This is a genomic window from Pseudomonas sp. BO3-4 (genome assembly GCF_034044115.1).
GTDB lineage: Bacteria > Pseudomonadota > Gammaproteobacteria > Pseudomonadales > Pseudomonadaceae > Aquipseudomonas > Aquipseudomonas alloputida.
Window position 1 is genome coordinate 3280885 of sequence record NZ_CP139018.1, and the last position, 15570, is coordinate 3296454.

Annotated in this window: 11 protein-coding genes and 1 riboswitch; of the genes, 5 read left to right on the forward strand and 6 right to left on the reverse strand. The window is 63.2% G+C overall.

Translation table 11 applies throughout. The annotated features are described in order from the left end of the window. Positions 1–4: 4 nt before the first annotated feature. The 4 genes from REH59_RS15320 to REH59_RS15335 form a co-directional block, all read right to left on the reverse strand. Positions 5–1222 carry a PucR family transcriptional regulator gene (locus REH59_RS15320; RefSeq protein WP_014859562.1) on the reverse strand — a complete coding sequence of 406 codons (1218 nt, stop codon included), beginning with the start codon at positions 1220–1222 and terminating at the stop codon, positions 5–7. Further along, positions 1219–2484, reverse strand: a complete 1266-nt coding sequence (codB, locus tag REH59_RS15325) for a cytosine permease (protein WP_014590990.1) — start codon at positions 2482–2484, stop codon at positions 1219–1221. The genes REH59_RS15320 and codB overlap by 4 nt, the downstream gene beginning before the upstream one ends. 228 nt (positions 2485–2712) lie before the next feature. Further along, complete coding sequence (gene tenA / locus REH59_RS15330) at positions 2713–3378, reverse strand: thiaminase II (protein WP_014859563.1); 666 nt, start codon at positions 3376–3378, stop codon at positions 2713–2715. Further along, positions 3375–4022 (reverse strand): TenA family protein, encoded by a 648-nt coding sequence (locus REH59_RS15335; protein WP_004374380.1) that lies wholly within the window; start codon positions 4020–4022, stop codon positions 3375–3377. Before REH59_RS15335 ends, tenA begins: the two co-directional genes overlap by 4 nt. Before the next feature lie 78 nt (positions 4023–4100). Further along, positions 4101–4215: riboswitch (TPP riboswitch) on the reverse strand. A 241-nt stretch (positions 4216–4456) separates the two neighbouring features. On the opposite strand from REH59_RS15335, the gene REH59_RS15340 reads away from it, so the two are divergent. The 4 genes from REH59_RS15340 to REH59_RS15355 all read left to right on the forward strand — a co-directional run bounded on the left by REH59_RS15340 (position 4457) and on the right by REH59_RS15355 (position 12341). Further along, entirely contained in the window at positions 4457–7852 is a 3396-nt protein-coding gene (locus tag REH59_RS15340; RefSeq protein WP_121783518.1) for an Ig-like domain-containing protein, read from the forward strand. A gap of 55 nt (positions 7853–7907) precedes the next feature. Further along, positions 7908–8891 (forward strand): SCO family protein, encoded by a 984-nt coding sequence (locus REH59_RS15345; RefSeq protein ID WP_004374374.1) that lies wholly within the window; start codon positions 7908–7910, stop codon positions 8889–8891. An 81-nt stretch (positions 8892–8972) separates the two neighbouring features. Beyond that, positions 8973–11300, forward strand: a complete 2328-nt coding sequence (locus tag REH59_RS15350) for a putative bifunctional diguanylate cyclase/phosphodiesterase (RefSeq protein WP_014859568.1) — start codon at positions 8973–8975, stop codon at positions 11298–11300. 60 nt (positions 11301–11360) lie between these two features. Then, on the forward strand, positions 11361–12341 hold the full coding sequence (locus REH59_RS15355; RefSeq protein WP_014859569.1) for a site-specific integrase: 981 nt from the start codon (positions 11361–11363) through the stop codon (positions 12339–12341). On the opposite strand, the gene REH59_RS15360 is transcribed toward REH59_RS15355, so the two are convergent. Then, entirely contained in the window at positions 12331–13371 is a 1041-nt protein-coding gene (locus REH59_RS15360; RefSeq protein WP_014859570.1) for an SMP-30/gluconolactonase/LRE family protein, read from the reverse strand. The genes REH59_RS15355 and REH59_RS15360 overlap by 11 nt on opposite strands. Positions 13372–13498: 127 nt before the next feature. Between REH59_RS15360 and REH59_RS15365 the strand changes: the two genes are divergently transcribed. Further along, the gene (locus REH59_RS15365) at positions 13499–14398 is read left to right on the forward strand and encodes a LysR family transcriptional regulator (protein WP_014859571.1); all 900 of its coding nucleotides are present in this window, start codon (positions 13499–13501) and stop codon (positions 14396–14398) included. 19 nt (positions 14399–14417) lie between these two features. Here the strand turns inward: REH59_RS15365 and REH59_RS15370 are convergent, their stop codons facing one another. Then, the gene (locus REH59_RS15370) at positions 14418–15557 is read right to left on the reverse strand and encodes a glycerate kinase (protein WP_014859572.1); all 1140 of its coding nucleotides are present in this window, start codon (positions 15555–15557) and stop codon (positions 14418–14420) included. Positions 15558–15570 lie beyond the last annotated feature (13 nt).

Here is a 15570-nt window from a genome sequence, read left to right on the forward strand (position 1 = left end):
GCTGTTACTCCTTGCCGTGGGCTTCGCTCATGCGCCATACCAGCATGGCGACCGAAGCATTCATGCGAAAAAGCGGGTCGTCCAGCGACTGCCCGCTCAGTTGTTCGATGCGCTGGATGCGCTGATTGATCGTGTTGCGGTGCAGCCCCAGACGCTGTGCGGCCTTGAGCCCGTTGCCATTTTCCATGAGCAAGGCGTCGAGGGTATGCACCAAAGCATGGGCGTGTTTGCGCCCAGGGGCGATCAGCGGGCCGAGGGTGCGGCTGACGAAATCGTCAACCAGCGAGCGGTCAACAATACCTTGCAGCAGGCGCAACACGCCGAGCTCGCTGAAGTTGCAATAACCGTTGGCCGGGCGCAGATGCTGCGCCACATCCAGCGCCTGGCGTGCCTCGTTGAGGGCCTGGCGGTAGTGCGCGCAATCGTCAGCGAGGCTCGACAAGCCCATGTAAAGGCCCAGTTCATCAGTCGCGGCTTGCAACTGCCGGTACAGCGCGCCCAACGTCTCGGGTAAGTCGTGTGTATCGGCCAGCAGCACCACGAACAGGTCGCCCGGCAACTGCGCCGTCACACTGCCGGGCCGCTGGCGGCACCAGGCTTCGAGCTGGTCTTCCAGGGCCTGCCGGGTGGCTTGCCAGGTACGCTCGCCGTGGGCCAGCCCTTGGCGCTCGAACAAGGCGTCCACGCCCGTCAGGCGCAACGCCAGCAGGCGCCGCGGTTTATCCAGGGCCAGTTGCAGGTGTGCTGCCCGCTGCCGGGCAATCGCCAGGCTTGGGTAGTCGCCTGTGAGCAGTTGCCCAAGGATGTCGTTACGCGAGCGGCGCGCCTGGCTCATCTGTACCAGTGCAGTGCCGATCAGGTGGGTGACCACCACCATCTTCAGTGCGTAGGGCTGTTCGATCAGCGGCAAGCCCAGCTGCTCGGCGCGCGCGACAACGGGCGCCGGGATGCTCTGGATGAAACTGCCGCCGGTGAGAATCACCATGCCGGCAATGCCCACGGCGTCGCCATCCTCCACCAGGCTCAGCAGGTTGGCTTCGCCGCGCGGGTGATTGATGCCGGTGACGAATACCAGTTCACCGCCCATCACCCATTCGGCGATACCCTCGTTCTCCGCCACGTAAGGCCAGCGTACCCGCCGCTGCAGGTTGCGCGCGCCGGCCCGCACCTGCATTTCGTGCAGACCGGGCAAATGAAGGAGCTCGTCCAGCGCCAGGCTCACGGCTCGACGCCCGCCTGGCCGGGCGCGCGGCGGCGTGCGCCCAGCTCTAGAATGACGATGTAGCACACTGCCGAGGCGGCGATGCCCACCAGCGGCGCGACCCACGGTGAGGCATAGGCCAGTACAGCGCCCACGGCATAGGCAAACAGCCCGGTGAGGTTGTAGCGTGGCAGGTTTGCCGTACCCAGTGCCGGGTATTTGCCGCGGTGGCGGTACCAGAAGTCAGCCATGATCACCCCACCCACCGGCGGAATGATCGACCCCAGCAGCACCAGGAACGGGATCAGCATTTCGTACATGCCACCCATCGCCAGCACAATGCCAACCCCGGCCGCCACCAGCGTTGCCGTGCGCCGGCGCTCGCTGCGCAACAAGTGGCAGGCGGCGGCCGACACGTTGTAGATGGTCGGACCCTGAATGGTCCACAGGTTCAGGCACAGCATCACCACGGCCGCGAACGACAGGCCCTGCAGCATCATCACGTCGACGATATCGGCCTGCTGATAAACCATCGCGCACCACGCCCCGGCCACCACCATCAGGCCGTTGCCAAGGAGGAATGCCACCACGCTGGCGATCACCGCTACCCGGCCACTGCGTGCCAGCCGTGTCCAGTTGGTGGCTTGGGTGGCGCCACTGGCGAAGGTGCCGAAGACCATGGTCACTGCCGCCGAAAAGGTCATGGTTTCATGCGGGACGACTGCAGCCAGGCCGGCAAAGCCACCGGCATCGCGGGTGGCGATGTACATGGACACCAACAGCAGCACGAACATCAATGGCACCGACACCCGCGACAACAGGTCCAGCCCCTTGAACCCGATGATGGCCGTAATGCTGAAACCCAGCCCGAACAGCACCATCAACGGCATGCCGAAACCATCCGCCAGCCCCAGCAGCTTGACCAGCACGATGGCCACCGTGGCCGTACCCCAGGCATACCAGCCCAGTTCGGCAAAACCCAGCAGAAAGTCCGAGAGCCGGCTCCCCGCTTCACCGAAACAGAAGCGCCCCATCAACACGGTATTCAGCCCGCTGCGTGAGGCGATGAAGGCCAGCACTGCGGCATACAAGGCAAGCAAACTGTTGCCGAGGGTAGCTACCCACAGCATGTCGACAAAACTGAATGCCATGCCCAGCTTGCCGCCGGCGAACATCGTGCCGGTAAAGAAGGTGAAGCTGAACAAGACCATCGCGATCGGCAGCAGGCCCTTGCGGGCGGACTGGGGGGCTTCGCTGAGTGGAAATTCGCTGGGTGAGCTCATTGCACGGGGCTCCGGGTGTGTAGTTGGGAGCGGAAAGAGCAATATGCGGGCCGCTTTTTCCTGCGCCGCCACCCGGAAGAAATCGGGCTGCTCGCCCAGAAATCCATATGCACTGTGCACATTAAAGCTGCGATCTGACGATCTGAAGTGTGCGGGACGACTTATTTTGAGGCGCTCATGCACCAAAGCGGGCCTGGGCTGGGTAGTAATCACCCAGCCCACGGCGGTTTACACGGTCCCGTCCAACCCCATTTGCCAGAAATCAGCCTCCAGGCTGGAGGCCTGGCCAAAAATCCCTGCCAGTTCGGCGAACCGCTGCTCGGTCATGCTGCGCGCCGCCAGTTCATCCAGGTGCTTGCGCGCTGCTGCGGCCACCCCTTGGTAGCCCTCCCCGGCATACTCGCCAATCCACTCGCGGTAGGGGTGATTGCTCAAGTCGCCAATGCGCTCGGCCAGGGTCCGGCCGATTTCGGCATAGCCGATCACGCAAGGTGCCAGTGCCACGTGCAGCTCCAGCAGGTCGCCGGCTGCGCCGCAGTCCAGCACATAACGGGTGTATGCCACCGTGGCCTGATGCTCTGGCGCGGCCTCGATGTCTGCCTGGGTCAAGCCCCAGCGCACGCACAGGCGCACGTGCAGCTCGGTTTCATCCAGGATCGCCGCCAGCCCGGCCTGCGCTGCACGAATGTCGGCCGGGCGGCGGCTCTTGTAGGCGGCCAACGCCCAGGCGCGGGCGAACTGGATCAGGAACAGGTAATCCTGCACAAGGTAGGTCCGGAACGCTTCCTCGCTCAGCGTGCCCTCGCCCATCTGACGCACGAAGTCATGGTCTACGTAGCTGTTCCATTGTGGCGAGGCAGCGGCCTTGAGGCGCTCGAAGATATCCATGCTCATTTGCCCTCCGGGTACACTGCATCGAAGAAAGCCAGCTCCAGCGCCACGGTGCGCTGGTAGAAGTCACTTGCCAATGCGGCCTCCTGCGGGCCGACGCGGTCCAGTTCGGCCTGCAGGAAAGCGACGAATGCCTGGAATGCCGGGTTGTCATGCAGGGTAATCCACTCGGCATGGACGAAGTTGTCCGGCATCGGTTTCGGCGCCTTGAGCGCCCAGTCCAGGTACAGGCCTTCGGCAACGTTCAGCACCGCCAGTGCCGCTGCGTAGGAACGGGTGGCTGCCGCTTCGCGCATGATCGCCTTGAAACCTGCGGTAGGCGCGGTATCGGCCGGTTCACTGCGTTGCGCCGGGCTGACACCCAAGGCCTCGAAGGCACGCAGGAAGTAGGTGTTCTCGTCACTGCAGATCATCCCGGCAAAGCGGCCGAAGCGCAGGCGGGCTTCAAACGTGTCAGCGGTGGCGATGGCCGCGCCTAGCAGGGTCACGAAGCTGTCGAGGAAACGGTGGTCCTGGACCAGGTAGTCGACCATGATCGGGTCCGGCAGGCTGCCGTCGCACAATCGGGTCACGAAACGGTGGCCAACGGCCGCCGACCAGGTCGGCTCGCTCTGGCGGCGCAGGGACTGGCTGAAACGTTCGGTCATGTTGCTGTCCTTGATGAGGGTGACAGCGAGACCTTGAAAGTTGGCATGGACTGGCCTCGCAGTGAGGCCGGCAAAAAGGCAGGTTACGAGCCCCATCCCTTCGCCGGCATGATCCGGATCAGGTTCGAAGGGTCACCGCGCTGCAGCGTTCAGCGGTTTCTCAGCCCATTGCCGGGCTCCCCTTGGTAGCGCTCAGGTATACCCGAGGGCGCCGCGGCTGTCACGCCCCAAACTGTGGGCAATGGTGACCCGCTAATGGGTATCTGTCCCCATTCTTGACGCGCCATCTTTGAGTGCACGCCAGTCGCTGCAAAGTTATGTATGTCAAAGCATTACTGAAATATCTGTTGGCATAGCTGTTGCTGATGGCCATTTAACGGGCAAAACGCCATTGATGGCTTAAGGCCCTAAGGCCGCAAAAGAGGCTTAAGCCAATGAAAACACCTGCTGCGAGTCACGCGTCCAGACGCGTGTTCCATCTGTCCTCCGTCACTGCGCTGATGATCAGCCTCGGGTTGATCACGGCCATGGCAGCCCCCCTCGACGACAACAGCATGCCACCGCCGACCGACCCGTCGGCCTACACCGACCAGCCGGACGACCCGACCGCTGCCTTGCTTGAGCTGAACACCATGCCAGAGGCCAACGAAGGCTCGCTGGAGCTGACCGATGGCGCGTATGGCGACCGCAACACGGTAGGCACCGACAACGTGCTGCCGCCGGCCCTGCAAACATCGGACAAGTACCCTACCAACGGCAAACCCAGCCCGTTGTTCGGTGCACAACCTTTCACCCAGCAACTGTTGCTGTTCGAAGAATTCGGAGCAGAGAAGCTCGACCCGACCACGCCGGCGCCCGATCTGACCTTCCCGGTACCGACCCTCGGCGCGGCCCCCGCGCAAGACCCCAACGTGGTAGCACGCAGCGGACCCAGTGGCAGCGCTCTGGAAGCGTTCCTCAAGCAACCCGGCCTGTACCCGTTTCCGACCCAGTACGCCAACGTGCTGGACCGCAACCCATGGAAGGCGCAGATCGAGATGTTCCTCAACCGCCAGCCGGTCGGTTCACCCGCTGAAGGCCGGCCACCAGGAAAAGGCTGGTCGCACCAGCGCTGGACCGAGTTCTACCCGCAGGCAGCGTTCAAGACCGCCCAGGCCGGTGCGCGCATCAACCTCGGTCTGCGCGACCGCAAGCAAATGCACAACTATGCCGTCGGCGAATTTGCCCCGGGCGGCCTGTACTACCAGACCTCCGACATTCCGACCACGCTGGGCACCACCAAGGGCATCGACACACGCTTCCATCCGAACATGCCGCTGCAAAACCACAAATCGCTCTGGACCTTCGACGGCACCTTCCCGCCCAAGCTGCTGATGGTGCGCTACGGCCAGCCAATTCTGATGCGCCATTACAATGCCCTGCCGATTGACCCCTCGGCCAACGGTGGCTTTGGCCTGCATACCATTTCGACCCACGAGCACAACGGCCACTCGCCGGCCGAAAGCGACGGCTTTGCCAACGCGTACTTCTTCCCCGGCCAGTACTACGACTACCGCTGGCCGGTGCAGCTGGCCGGCTACGACACCATCAACACCCGTGCCCAGGACCCGCGTGCAGCGTTCCCCTGCTCGCCGGGTGAAACCTTGTTCGTCAACGATGGTTCACCGGGCCTGAAAACCTGCGAGAACGGCAGTATCAAGATTCGTGGCGACTGGCGCGAAACCATGAGTACCCACTGGTTCCACGACCACATGATGGATTTCACGGCGCAGAACGTCTACAAGGGCAACGCCGTGATGATGAACTACTACAGCGCCCTGGACCGCGGCAACGAGGCCCTGCAGGACGGCGTCAACCTGCGCTTCCCAAGCGGGTCAGCCATGCCTTGGGGGAACCGTGACTATGACGTCAACCTGGTGATTGCCGACAAAGCCTGGGATGCCAATGGCCAGCTGTGGTTCAACCCGTTCAACACGGACGGCTTCCTCGCTGACCAGATTCTGGTCAACTGGCAGTACAAGCCCAAGCTCAAGGTGCGTGCGCGCAGTTACCGCTTCCGTCTCCTCAACGGCTCGGTGTCGCGCTACTTCAAGTTCGCCGTGGTGCGGGAGATTGCCGGTACCAGTGGTGAGTTCAAAGGCCCGTCCGGCTCCAACCTGTCGTATGCGCGGGTGCCGTTCCACATGATCGCCAACGACGGCAATATCATGGAACACGCGGTGCCATTCGACGGCACGATGGACCTCAATGGTGACGGCAACCTGCAAGACAACAACGGCGTCTTGCCGTTGCAGGCCATTGCCGAGCGCTACGACATCATCATCAACTTCGCCAAGAACGGCATCAAGGCCGGCGACAAGCTGTACTTCGTCAACCTGATGGAGCACGACTCCGGCAAAGGTCCGAATCAAGCTATCCCGTTGGCCGACGTGCTGTCGGAAAAATACAAGGCGGTAATCAAGCAGACCAGCAAAGGCCCGCAGTGGGACAACGGCGACCCGGCTGTCGGCAAGTTTCTGCAACTGTGGGTGCAACCGTACACCGGCCAGGACCTGAGCATGGACCCGGTAGCCTATGAGCCGGCCAAGCCAGGCAAAGCTGCTGGCCTGAAAATGCTGCCCCTGCCCATTGACCGCGACGCCGCAGCCGACCAGGCCAAACTCAAGGATGCCCGCCACCGCGAGTTCATCTTTGGCCGCTCTGACGGTACGGACACCACCCCGTGGACCATCAAGACCGACGGCGGCTTTGGCTACAGCATGGACCCGCGCCGCATCAGTGCCGCGCCGCAATTGGCCAACCAATCCACCGACGGTGGTTTTAGCGGCGACGGCACCCTGGAAGTGTGGAAGATCGTCAACGGCGGCAATGGCTGGAGCCACCCGGTACACGTGCACTTCGAGGAAGGCGTGATTCTTAGCCGCGACGGCAAGGCCCCGCCAGAATGGGAAAAATGGGCGCGCAAGGATGTGTACCGTATCGGGTCGGAACCTGATTCGTCCGAAGAGGTGGAAATGGCCATCCGCTTCCGCGAGTTCGCCGGCACCTACATGGAGCACTGCCACAACACCCAGCACGAGGACTCTTCGATGCTGCTGCGCTGGGACCTTGAACACCCGGGGCAGTTCCAGGTGATGCCCACCCCGCTGCCAGGATGGGATGGCGTGCGTTACATGGCCTCGGTAGGCCTGCCAACGTTCCGCACCAAAACCGATGACGACAATGACGACCCGGCCAACAAACCACCTGTCGTGGCCAATGACAGTGCCGCAACGACTGCAGGCAAGGCGATCACCCTGAACGTGCTGGCCAACGACAGCGACCCGGACGGCAACGTACCGCTCACGGTCACCGGCCTCAGCCAGCCAGACTCCGGCCAGGGAGCCGTCAGCACAGACGGCACCACCGTGACGTACAACCCACCCGCTACGGTCGCCACGCCGTTCACGGCCAGCTTCAATTACACGGCGCGTGATACCAAGGGGGCCGAGTCGGTGACCCCGGCCACGGTCAGCATCGCCGTCACCCCAGCAGTGGCGGCCGACGAGCTCAAGGTCACCAGTGCCACAGTGCAACTGCGTAGCGGCAACCGGTTCACCTGGGATGTGCAGGGGACAACCACGGTGGCCACGGGCAACAGCATCAGCGTGACTGCAGCAACCACCGGTGGTCCGGTAAGCCTGGGGAACGCGACGCTGACTGCCACGACTACGGGGGCCCGTTGGCGGGTAGCGGTGACCACCACCGGCTTTGGCCCGGCCACGCCAGCGACGGTCACGGTGAAATCGACGCTGGGCCAGACGGTGACAGCGCCAGTCACCTACAAGTGAGTGCAAAGCGGGGCCGCCATGCGGCCCCCATCAGCCAACCCACGAGGACCGCATCATGCCCAGCTCATGGCGTTTCCTGCTGGTACTCGCGTTGTTCGCCGCCAGCATTCCGTTCTGGCCGCTGCAACCCCAACGAACGGTGGCCGAAGCAGCGGCCTCTCCCTGGGGGGCCAGCTATTTCCCCAACATCCCCTTGCTCACTCAGGACGGCGAAAAAGTGCATTTCTTCGACGACCTGATCAAGGACAAGGTGGTCGCCATCAACTTCATCTTTACCGGCTGCTCCGACTCCTGCCCAGTAGAAACCGCTCGCCTGCGCCAGGTACAGAAAATCCTCGGTGACCGGGTCGGCAAAGACATCTTCCTCTACTCCATCAGCATCGACCCTTATAACGACACCCCCGCCACCCTCAAGCGCTATGCCGAAAAGTTCGGCATCGGCCCAGGCTGGACCTTGCTGACCGGCGAACCCGACGACATCGAGCAACTACGCCGCAGCCTGGGGTTGTGGATCGATGGCCTGGAAAACGGCCGCTCAAAAGACCACAACCTGAGCCTCATCATCGGCAACCAGTCCACCGGCCGCTGGATGAAAGCCTCGCCTTTCGAAAGCCCGTACATCCTCGCAGACCGCCTGGGCAACAGCCTGCACAACTGGAAGCAGGCCAGCGCCATGAGCAATGACTACGCTCAGGCTCCGCAAATCCGCTCACCCAGCAGCGGCGAGCAGATATTCCGTACCCGCTGCTCGTCCTGCCATACCGTGGGCAACACCGAGCCAGGCCAGCCAGGCATCGGCCCCGACCTGCTGGGCGTGACCCGTCAGCGTGACGCCAACTGGCTGGCCCGCTGGCTCAAGGTGCCCGACCAGATGCTGGCCGAAAAAGACCCCTTGGCCATGCTGCTGTTCGAACAGTACAACCGCCTGGCCATGCCCAACATGCGCTTGGGCGATGCCGAAGTCAGCGCATTGATGAGTTACCTCGAAGAGGAAACAGCTCGCCTGCAAACACCCATGGCTAATAGGGAAATCCCCTAAAGGCTATTGGCCACCAGTCATCAGGCTGTCATCTTATTGTCGTATTTTCCGAGCATTACCCAGGGTCGGGAACTATCAGCAGTGATTCGCCGTTCGCTTTCCTCCTCCAGCCTTCTGCGACTGCTGATCCTGATGCTCTGTGCAGCGACCCTGGCCTTTCTCTGGGGGCTGCACGTCACGCAGAAAGCCACCGCCCGACAGGGTGCACTGTCGGCCAAGGCCGTCGAGCACCTGAACCTGGCCAGCATCGTGGGCGAAAACCTGCGACAGCTTGTCGACCGCGCCCAGGCGGTGGGTCGTGTTACCCAGGACGACATGAAAGCGCTGCGCCAAGGCAACTTCAGCCTGGTACCCAGCCTGGCCGCAGACCCAGTGTTCAAGCGCTTGAGCCTGTACGACCGACAAGGCCGGCTGCTAGCGGCCAGCCACACCGATGAGGCCGCCGAGTTGCCGGCAGACTGGTTGCACCAACTGCAGCGGCACATTGACCGCTACGGTTTCAAACCTTTCCTGCCGAGCATTCAGCCTGTCAGCCAAAACGCTGCCCCGCCCACTGGGCGCCTGCCCTTCCTGCTGCCGTTGACCAATTCGACCGGCCGGGAAATCGACAACCTTTTGGTGGTGCAATTGGACGTCGGCTACCTGGCGGTGCTGTTTCAGCCTATCGACCTGGGCAACAGTGGCCTGGTGCGTCTGCTGCAGGATGACGGCCTGGAGCGGCTGCGCATCGACAACAGCGGCGTGGTGACTGCGGGCGACCTATTGCAGCCACCGCTGCCGGTGCTAAACACCGAAGCAGGCATGCTGACCCAATACATAGCGGGTGATGCCTACCAAAGCTTGTACCGCCATGTACCCGAGCACGGCTTCAGCGTGGTGGTCAGCCAGCGCCAGGCAGAAATCCTCGCACCCTCGACGCTGGCCTATTCCCGGCAGTTCTGGTTGAACCTGAGCATGACCCTGATGATCCTGGCCAGCCTGCTATGGACCTTGCGCCTGCTACGCAAACGCCAGGAGGCCTTCGACGCGCTGGAACATGCCCAGCAGGTCAATCAGCAACTGATCGTGCGCCTGGAGGACGAACACCGGCGCAGCAGCCACGCCGCCGCCACGGACCACCTCAGCGGCCTGCACAACCGCCGCCAGTTCGTCGAAGTGGCCAGCCAGGCGCTGACTCGGCAACGTGGCAAGCGCCGACTGATGGCGATTCTGTTCATCGACATGGACCGTTTCAAGTCGATCAACGACTCGCTCGGACACAAGATTGGTGACCTGCTGCTACAGGCTGTGGCCGGGCGTATCCAGCGCCTGCTGGAGCCCGGCGACGAGGCTTCGCGCTTTGGCGGCGACGAATTCGTGGTGCTGCTGGCCGGCGAGCGCAGCGAGGAACAGATCAACGCCTGGGTCCACGAACTGGTGCAGAAACTGTCGGCCGCGTACGCCCTGGATGGCCAAGAGGTCAACACCAGCCCCAGCGTAGGGGTGAGCATCTGCCCGCGTGATGGCCAGGACATCGACAGCCTGATACGCAGTGCCGATGCTGCAATGTACTCGGCCAAGCAGGCTGGACGCGCGCAGTATCGCTTTTTCGACCCCTCGCTGAACCGGGCCGATATCCAGGCTTTCACCCTTGAGCAAGCGTTCGGCAGTGCCTTGGCCGAACGCCAGTTCGTGCTGCACTACCAGCCACAGATGCGCCTGGACACCCACCAGGTGCTGGCCTACGAGGCGCTGGTGCGCTGGGACCACCCTGATTTCGGCCTGCTGTACCCGGACCGCTTCATCGGCCTGGCCGAGCGCAGTGGTTTCATTGTCGAACTGGGTTGGGAGGTGCTGCGGCTGGCCTGTGAAGCCTTGTCGAGCTGGAATGCCCAAGGCCGCAAGACACGGCTGGCAGTCAATGTCTCCGCCCTGCAGCTGCGTCAAGCCGATTTCGCTGACCGGCTGCTGAGCAAATTGCAGCATCACGGCATCGCGCCCCAGCAGCTGGAGCTGGAAATTACCGAAACCACCATCCTGGACCCCGAAGGCACGGCGTTGACGCACCTGCATACGTTGCGCGGCGCAGGTTTGGGTATCAGCCTGGACGATTTTGGCCGTGGCTACGCCGGCTTTGCCCACCTGCATTCACTGCCTCTGAGCAAGCTGAAGATCGATCGTTCGCTGATCGCGGCGCTGTCCAACAGCCATGACGACAGCCCGATCGTGTCCTCCACCATCATCCTGGCCAAGCGCCTGGGCCTGGAAGTGGTGGCCGAGGGGGTGGAAACCCGTGAGCAGGTGGTGTACCTGAAGCTTGCCGGCTGCGATATCGCCCAGGGCTACCACTTCAGCCGGCCACTGTCGCTGCCGCAGCTGTGGGTTTACCCGCCCTTCAACGGTATCGAGGACAAGGCATGCGTGTACTGAGCGCAACGGCAGGCTTGCCGATGGCGTTGGGCAAGGACAGGCAACGCATTTCGGTTTATCGTGTACCGATCACACACCGACACCCGCACCATGACCGATATCGAGCGCTACCTTCGCGCCGCCACCCGTGACAACACCCGGCGCAGCTACCAGGCCGCCATCGAGCACTTCGAAAGCCATTGGGGCGGCTTTCTCCCGGCCACCGCCGAGACTATCGCCCGCTACCTGGCCGATCATGCCGACCAGCATGCAGTCAGCACCCTGCGCCAACGCCTGGCCGCGCTCAGCCAATGGCACGTCGCCCAAGGTTTCCCCGACCCGACCAAGGCGCCGTTGGTACGTCAGGTGCTACGCGGCATCCGCACCCTGCACCCGACGCCGCCCAAGCAGGCTGCCCCGCTGTTGTTGCAACACCTGCAAACCGCTGTAGCGTGTTTTGAAGAAGAAGCCCGACAAGCCCGCGAGCACCATGATTTGGCAGCCCTGCGCCGGGCTCGCCGTGACAGCGCCTTGCTGTTGCTGGGTTTCTGGCGTGGTTTTCGCGGCGATGAGCTGGCACGCCTGCGCATCGAACACATCCAGGCACAAGCCGGTGTCGGCATCACGCTTTTCCTGCCGCGCAGCAAGGGCGACCGCGAAGCCTTGGGCGTCCAGCACCGCACCCCTGCCCTCAAGGCCTTGTGCCCTGTCACTGCCTACCTGCAATGGCTTGAAGTCGCCGGTATTGCCCATGGGCCGGTGTTCCGCAAACTCGACCGCTGGGGCAACCTTGGTGACAGCGCGCTCAACAGCAACAGCCTGGTCGGCCTGCTGCGGCGCATGCTGGAACGTGCCGGGGTGCCGGCGGCGCTGTATACCGGCCACTCGCTACGGCGTGGCTTCGCCACCTGGGCCACGGCCAATGGTTGGGAACTGAAGTCGCTGATGAGCTATGTGGGCTGGAAAGACGCCAAGTCGGCGCTGCGCTACATCGACTCGGCGCAGCGTTTTGGCGATCTGGCCGTGCTACCGGCCAGTCAGGTGCAACCGCTTATTCCTTGAAGCTGTACCTGGCGACGCCGCCAATTTCCGGGCGAATGGCATACAGGTCGCCAGCGTCCGGATAATGGTGCAGGTCTTCTGGCGTCATGTCGTAACGCGCGGTACTGATGTACAAGGTGTTCATCCCGGGCCCGCCAAAGCAGCAGCTGGTGGGGCACGGTACTGGCATCAACACCTGGTCGGTCAGGTGCCCGTGGCGGTCGTAGCGCAGCAGGCAGCTGCCATGGTACTGGCACACCCACAGCCCGCCGTCGCGGTCCAGCGCCAGGCCATCCGGCCGGCCCAGTTCGGCGGGGGTTTCGGCAAACAGCGTAACAGCGCCCAGCCGGCCTTCGATGAGGTATTCTGCGCGGTAGATCGCACGCGCCGCCGAGTCGACGAAGTACACCGTGTGGCCGTCCTGAGACCAGGCAAGGCCGGTGGGCAAAGCCATGTCATCGTGGATCACCTGGTCGCTCAATTGCCAGTCAAAACGAAAGAGCGCCCCGGTATTGCCGCTGAGGGCCTCGTCCATCAGACCGGTGACGAAGCGTCCCTGCGGGTCGCAGGCGCCGTCGTTGAAGCGGTAAGTCGAGCGCGGATGCACTGATGCCGAATGCTGGCTCACCTTGCGTGTTGGCACATCGAAGATGGCCACGCTGGCATCCTCGGTGAAAATCAGGTTACCCCGGTCGGTCAGCGCCAGGGCGCCAATACGCGCGGCAGACTCGTAAAGGCACTCGACTTCGCCATCGGGTGTCAGGCTGTTGATGCGCCCGCCAGAGATATCGACAAAATACAATACGCCGCTGCGCTCATCCCAGACCAGGCTTTCACCAAGGTCCGCGCGCGTGTTGGCCACTTTGACCGGCACGTAATTGCATTCCTTGATGCGGCGCCAGCGCTCGGCCACCTGCACACGGCCGAGGTCCCGAGGGTAGCTGACACTGCTGTATTCGTTGAAGCGCATGGCGATGTGCTGGCTATTGCTGGCGCGCAAGGTGCAATCAGTGGGATGGCACAACGCACCGGCCAGGTGAGTAACGGGCATTTCTAGCTACCTTCAATTCTCCTTTCTTACGATATCAACAAAAAAATCAATGACTTAATATTAAAAGCATGCAACTTTGATATCCCATGGATATCACCGCCGAGTCGCCACGCTGCAGGATTGCTGGATGATCGAAACACGTTTGCTCAGGCAGTTCATCGCCGTGGCCGAAGAGCTGCACTTTCACAAGGCCGCCCAGCGCCTGCACATGGCGCAACCACCGCTGAGCCAGGCGATCAACCGGCTCGAGGAAAAGCTCGGTTTCGGCCTGCTTCTGCGCAACAAGCGCGGGGTGCGCCTGACCGCAGCGGGTGCAGCGTTTCTCGACACCGCCTACCGCACGCTTGCTGAACTGGAGCAAGGGATCGAGTACGCGCGCAGCGTTTCGGCGGGGGTCAGCGGCAAATTGACCATCACGGCCATTTCCATCGCTTATTACGACTCGCTGCTCAACCGCTTGCGCCGCTTTCGGGAGACTTATCCGAACGTGCAGCTGACCATCCGCGAGATGCCATCCGCTTCCCAGGCCAAGGCCTTGCTGGCCGGTGAGGCGGACATCGGCTTCATGCGCAGGCTACCGCTGCCGGCCGGCACCCTGGAGGCACGCTTGCTGCTTGACGAGCAGATCGTCATGGCGCTGCCCGCCAGCCATTCCAAGGCGCGGCACGAGGCCGTCGACTTGCGCGAGTTTGCCGATGAGGACTTCGTGTTCACCCCGCAAGCGCTGGGCGGGGGCTACCACGCACAGTTGGTTGCGCTGTGCGAGTCGGCCGGGTTCTACCCCAAGGTCGTGCAGGAGGCGGCGCAGATCCACACCCTGCTGGGTCTGGTGGCCTGCGGCTTTGGCGTGGCCCTGGTGCCGGCGTCGTTCGTCCGCTCGACCCCGCGCGAACGCGTGCGGTTTTGCCCGATCCGCCCTATCGATGACCAGCCCGCCCCAGGGCTTGGGCTGTACATGAAATGGAGCGCCCAAAATACTTCGCCAGCGCTGGCCAACTTCATTGCCATGTTCGAGACGCAGCAATAAGGCCATTTCTGCACGGTGTTCAGCCTCGCTTCGCGCAGCGCCACAGCCGACCTATATCACAAGCCCTGGCCTGCAACAGCTCGGCAGCATTCACACACGCCTGCTCCAGGCTCATCGGTCCACTGGCCAGGGCAAATGCAGCGTCGACCCCATGGGCATACAACTGCTGATACCCCTCCCCCAAGGTCCCGGCCAGTACCACCACCGGCACGCCATGGCGCTTGGCAACCCGCGCCACCCCCATCGGCGTCTTGCCGCGCAGTGTCTGGGCATCGAAACGCCCCTCGCCCGTCACCACCAGATCTGCCCCCTGCGCCAGGGCGTCAAGGCCAGCCAGCTCAGCCACGACTTCCACCCCAGGGCGGAACTGCGCGTCCATGAATGCCCGGGCAGCGAAGCCCATGCCACCGGCCGCGCCACAACCAGGGTAATCGCGCACATCCTCGCCCAACAGCAGCGCACAATGGTCGGCAAAATGATTCAGCGCGTGGTCCAGCGCCTCCACTTGCTGCGGGTTGGCACCTTTCTGCGGGCCGAAGATCGCCGATGCGCCGTTGGCGCCACACAAGGGGTTGTCGACATCCGCTGCGACTTCAAACTGCACCCCGGCCAGGCGCGGGTCGAGGCCGCTGGCGTCGATATGGGCCAGCTTGGCCAAGGCCAGGCCGCCCTCTTCCAGCGCTTGCCCGTCAGCATCCAGCAGGCGCAGGCCAAGCGCTCGCAACATGCCACTGCCGGCATCGTTGGTGGCGCTGCCACCGATGGCCAGCACCACACGCCGGGCGCCGGCGTCGAGGGCTGCGGCAATCAGCTCGCCGGTACCCCAGGTGCTGCTGCGGCAAGCATCGCGCTGGCCTGTTGGCACCTGTTGCAGGCCACTGGCCTGGGCCATTTCGATGATTGCGGTGCGACTTTGCGGCAACCAGCCCCAGCCAGCCTCGACGTGCTGCCCCAATGGCCCGCGCACGGTCTGGCGGCGCAATTCACCGCGGCTGGCGGCCAGGATCACCTCCATGGTGCCTTCGCCACCGTCGGCCATTGGGCACTCGACCAGTTCAGCCTCCGGCCACGCTTCGCTCAGGCCCGCAGCGATGGCGCGGGCGACACCGACAGCGTCTAGGCTGTCCTTGAACGAGTCGGGGGCAATGACGATCTTCATGGGGTTTCTCCTG